The sequence below is a fragment of the Corynebacterium gottingense genome (assembly GCF_003693265.1).
Lineage (GTDB): Bacteria > Actinomycetota > Actinomycetes > Mycobacteriales > Mycobacteriaceae > Corynebacterium > Corynebacterium gottingense.
Genome location: NZ_RDRE01000053.1, coordinates 1 through 4,489, shown reverse-complemented (window position 1 = coordinate 4,489; position 4,489 = coordinate 1). Strand labels below are relative to the sequence as shown.

The 4,489-nt window shown below is 63.5% G+C and carries 5 protein-coding genes; 2 read left to right on the top strand and 3 right to left on the bottom strand.

The genetic code is table 11. From position 1 onward, the window contains the following. From EAW56_RS11140 to EAW56_RS11130, 3 genes are all read right to left on the bottom strand, one after another. The coding region (locus EAW56_RS11140; protein WP_147453302.1) for a response regulator transcription factor at positions 1 to 550 on the bottom strand (550 nt) is incomplete at its 3' end. After that, complete coding sequence (locus EAW56_RS11135; protein WP_122086593.1) at positions 550 to 1,164, bottom strand: dTMP kinase; 615 nt, start codon at positions 1,162 to 1,164, stop codon at positions 550 to 552. The genes EAW56_RS11140 and EAW56_RS11135, both read right to left, overlap by 1 nt. Positions 1,165 to 1,174: 10 nt before the next feature. Then, positions 1,175 to 1,540, bottom strand: coding sequence for a DUF4259 domain-containing protein (locus EAW56_RS11130; RefSeq protein WP_122086591.1), 366 nt, complete (start codon positions 1,538 to 1,540; stop codon positions 1,175 to 1,177). 186 nt (positions 1,541 to 1,726) lie between these two features. Between EAW56_RS11130 and EAW56_RS11125 the strand changes: the two genes are divergently transcribed. After that, positions 1,727 to 2,668, top strand: coding sequence for a hypothetical protein (locus tag EAW56_RS11125; protein WP_122086589.1), 942 nt, complete (start codon positions 1,727 to 1,729; stop codon positions 2,666 to 2,668). Positions 2,669 to 2,959: 291 nt separating this feature from the next. Next, positions 2,960 to 4,489: Rib/alpha-like domain-containing protein (locus tag EAW56_RS11120; RefSeq protein WP_244213418.1), on the top strand; the 1,530-nt coding region annotated here is incomplete at its 3' end.

Here is a 4,489-nt window from a genome sequence, read left to right as displayed (position 1 = left end):
TGCGGTAGCCCCACACCGTTTCCAGCAGCTCCTCGCGGGTGTGCACCTGGTTGGGCTTGCGCGCCATCTCCAGCAGCAAGTCGAACTCCAGCGGGGTCAGCGAGATCTCCTCGCTGCCGCGGCTGACAATGTGCTGCGGGACGTCAATGGTCAGGTCGCCCACGTGGAGGACGTCGCTGGCCTGGTCGTCGGTACGGCGCAGACGGGCGCGAATGCGGGCCACCAGCTCCTTCGGCTTGAACGGCTTGGTGATGTAGTCGTCCGCCCCAGACTCCAGGCCGAGCACCACGTCGACCGTGTCGGTCTTCGCGGTGAGCATGACGATGGGCACCGGAGAGGTGCGGCGGATCTCGCGGCAGATGTCAATGCCGTTGACGCCCGGGAGCATGAGGTCCAACAAGATCAGGTCCGGGTCAAAGCTATGGAACGCGTCCACCGCCTCCGCGCCGTCCTGGACGGACGCGGTGCGGAAGCCCTCGGCCTCCAGCACGATGGTGAGCATCTCATTGATGGCTGGGTCATCATCAACAACGAGGATCTTCGGCTGCATCACGGCTCCTTGGCGTAGAAGTCTTTCACTGCTTGCATAATAGTGCCCGCATCACTGGTGCGAATCCACGGACTCACCCAGCCGGCTTCCGCCAGGGACACGTAGGCGCTGTGGGTGTCGCGCTGCAGCTGCGCATCCCGCTCGTAACGGTCGCGCTCGCGCGAGGCGTCCTGCGCCGCGCGCTGGACTGCCCGCTCCTGCGCGACCTCCGGGGGCGTATCCACGAGCACCTGCAGGTCCGGCAGAGGAAGGCCGAGCCGGTCAAACTCCAGCTCGCGAACCCACTCCACCACCGATTCGTCGCCGGTGCGCGCCCAGGAGTACGCCGCGTTGGACGCCACGTAGCGGTCCAGGATCACGAGCTCGTCGCTGCCCTTGTAGCGTGCGATGTCCGCCCTCGCCCCGAAGCGGTCCAGCGCAAACATGGTGGCCATGCCGTACGCGGAGTCGGTCAGGTCGCCCATCTTCCCGTGCAGCGCCTGCTGCGCCAGCTGCGCGTGGATCGAGTCCGCGTAGCGGGGAAACGCCAGCGCGTCCGCGCCCCGCTCGCGGCGCAGCGCCTGGACCAGGGTGTTCTTTCCGGCGCCGTCGATGCCTTCGACTGCGATGATCATGCTCGCGCGCCTACGCCAGCGCTTCGAGGAACTGGTCCAGGTCCGCGTCGGTGTGCTCGGCCGCGGCCTCGAGCACGGACGTGGCCGCCTCCGCGGTTTCCTCGTCCAGCGCGCCGTTGTGCGTGCGGATAAAGGTGTACGTATCGGCCGTCTCGCCCGCGGAGAAGGGGGCGCCGGACCAGATGGCCACGATCGTCGCCGCGGCCTGGGCGTTCAGCAGCTCGTCCTCGCTGACGGTGCTGGGGTCTTGGTTGGCGGCCAGCAGCACGGCGTCGATAAGCGCCTGCTCGAGCTCGTCACCCTCGAGGGCATCCAGCTCGTCGAGAAAGTCAGTGTTGGCGTCGATGGAAAAGATTTCCTCGTCCCACGTACTCATCGGCGTCTCCTTCTATATTGGGCAGTTTGCCCCTTAGGTCTACCACGATCGCGCCACCGCGGGTGTGTTTGCGATCACTCGGACACAAAATTTCCCCTGCGGCGTGCTATAACGGCTTCAGCGCAACTTTTGTTATAGGGTTGTAATACTTTTGACTCAATAGCGTGACATGCGAGAGGAGGAGCGATGAAGGACAACCAGCCCCGCGTGGGCCTCTTCATGACGGCCGGCATCCTGGTAGCCATCGTGGTGGGCATCGTGGTGTTCAACACCTCCGCCTCCGACCGCTCCGCGCAGGCCGGGTACGTCACGGACAGCGACACGAAGCATCCGGACACCTCCGCCTCCAGCACCGAGTCTGCAATCTCGAAGTCCACGAAGGCAACGGCGCTTAGCGACGCCCCCGCGGACCACAATTCCTCCACCACCAGCGGGGACAACCAGAACCCCCGCCACCAGAACGCGAACCACGACACCGACGCGTACCAGGCCGCACCCGCCCAGCAGGGCGGCGGTTCCAACTACAACCTGAACTCCGACCCGTACGCGCCGCAGCACGCGGTGGTGGGTACCGCACAGCCGTCGAACCAGTCCACGCGCGTCTTCCGCCCCACCAACGTGGTGCCCACGACCGTGATGCCCACGACTGCGGTGGCAGGCCCCGAGGCGGAGGCGACCACGGGCACCACCGGCGGCGCGAACGATTCGGCGCAGCCGGGCGCTGCGGGCACCCCGGGCACCGCCGACACCGCCGGCGCCCAGAACAGCGAGCCCACGACCGCCGCACCGGCGACGGAGCCGACCGCTTCCGCAACCCCGGGCGGCCCGAGCGGCCAAGGCGCGGAGAACCCGGCGAGCGCAGCGGAATCCGCAGCACAGTCCGCCGCCAGCGAGGCAGCCCAGCAGGCCTCCGAGGCACTGCGTCCGATGGGCCTCAACGATGGTGCCAACGAAAGCCAGAGCGAGCCGGGCACTCCACAGCAGCAGGCACCGGCCGAGCCGGCAGCGCCGGAAGCACCCGCAGCCCCCTCCGAGCAGCCACAGGAAGCGGCCGCGCCGCAGCCCGGAGGCTTCTCCTCCGACGCCCAGCACGCCTGGCAGCGTTGGGTGGGCAACTTCCGCCACTAAGAGCTCGCGACGAGCGCCGACGGCTACAGGAAAACCCAAGGTGCGCCACTAATTCTCCGAGTTCCCCGTTTTCAGCCACCCCACCCGCACTGCGCTGGGATTCCCCGGCTACCCCCATTTTGGCGACACGTATCAGCGCCTCCCCGTGCCTTTGTATGACCAATGCCGTAACATTCCATACAAAGGTCCCTCCAACCCTGCATCAAGCGTTTTTCAAAACAGTTTGGTGCCGTAGATCAGGTTCCCGGGACTGATTCTTCCTATTAGCCGTCTCCTCAGAAAGGGACCCACATGCGGTCTATCTTCACCCCCCGCAAGGTTGATCTTCGCCCGGCCCTCGCCGCATCCATGGCAGCTACGCTGGCTATCTCCGGCACCGCCGCAGTCAGCATGACCGCTCCGGTCGCCGCGTACGCACAAGCCGTGGTTCCGGACAGGGAAGACACGGAGGTTCCGAGCGTCGGGCTCCAGGGGACCAACGAAGACAAGCTGCCCTGGTTCCTGACGTACCGGCCGACTTACGCCGATTACTACGTGGCTGACCCGGGCGAAACAATTAAGATCGACGCCCCCGAATACTGGGAGTTCTATCCGGAAACAGTGAAGCGCAGCGCGCCCGTAGGGCTCACATGGTCCACGCAACCTGCTGGCGACCAGCCCTGGGAAAATCCGGATTGGGCAGAGTTTCATGACGACGGCAGCGTGACCGTCAACGTCCCCAAAGTGGTGCCGGACAGCGGCTACGGCATGAACCAAAATGTTTGGACGCTATCCACCGAGGCGAAGGATCCGTCTGGCTCCACGTTCAAAACAAGCATCACCCTGTACGTCAATCGCGACGGCATTCCGCGAAACAGCAACGGCGACATCGACAAAGAAAAGTTGCCTGATTTTGTCCGCTACGAGCCTAAGTTCCCCCGGCACCCAATTGTTATTGCACCGGGCGAAACCAAGACCTTCGAAGGAGTAGCCTTCGATGACCCGATTCGCGACCCCGGAACGAACGTCGACTGGCCGTTGAATGACAACGGCGACAAGATCGAATACAAGGTTGAAAAACAACAACACATCGTCGATGCGAGCAATAACGCCAAAGAGTTCTACGCCGTAGAGGGCAACGACGCCGAGATCACGTACGACACCCCCGGCAAAACCATCGGTACGAAAATTACAGTCGCCGACAAATCTCCCGAACTTGGGTTGGTAGAACTCCCATTCACGTTTATGTACGGGAAGAATGACGGTCCCGAGTACGACATCCCGAATTTCCAGATCTTCGTCGGGAATCTGAAGGACGCAGCCCGATTCACGGCAGACTTCCGCGGGTCGATCACAGTCGGCGTCAAAGAGCCGGGTGCAGTAGACGGCCCCAAATTCATCGACGCTACAGCCGTAAACAAAAATGACGTCTCGGAAACCCCGCAGGGGGCTAAGCTCTTCGTCTCCGATGTGAACAACAACCGCAACTGGGTACGCATCGAAAAAGGACAAATTGTTGCCCGCCCCAATGACGTGTCGCTCAAGGGCACACACAACGTGCCCGTCCAGGTCGAATTTGCTGACGGCTCGGTTTCCCCCGCGTTTAACGTCCCTATCACCGTGACGACGCAAAACGATCAATACGATCCGATCGTCGGCGACGCTATCGCTACCAAGGTCGGCACGGAGGTGACCAACGACGCCGCGAAGAAGGCCATCACCAACCTGGACAAGCTCCCGGTCAAAGACGTCACCTTCAAGAACCCGGTCGACACGTCCGAGCCTGGCGATACCACCGCCACCATCGTCGTTTCCTACACCGACGGAAGCACGGACGAGGTA

What these genes read in the sequence shown, in the direction of transcription:
- EAW56_RS11135 (WP_122086593.1), bottom strand. Translation starts at nt 1,164, where the DNA reads ATGATCATCGCAGTCGAAGGCATCGACGGCGCCGGAAAGAACACCCTG.
- EAW56_RS11130 (WP_122086591.1), bottom strand. Translation starts at nt 1,540, where the DNA reads ATGAGTACGTGGGACGAGGAAATCTTTTCCATCGACGCCAACACTGAC.
- EAW56_RS11125 (WP_122086589.1), top strand. Translation starts at nt 1,727, where the DNA reads ATGAAGGACAACCAGCCCCGCGTGGGCCTCTTCATGACGGCCGGCATC.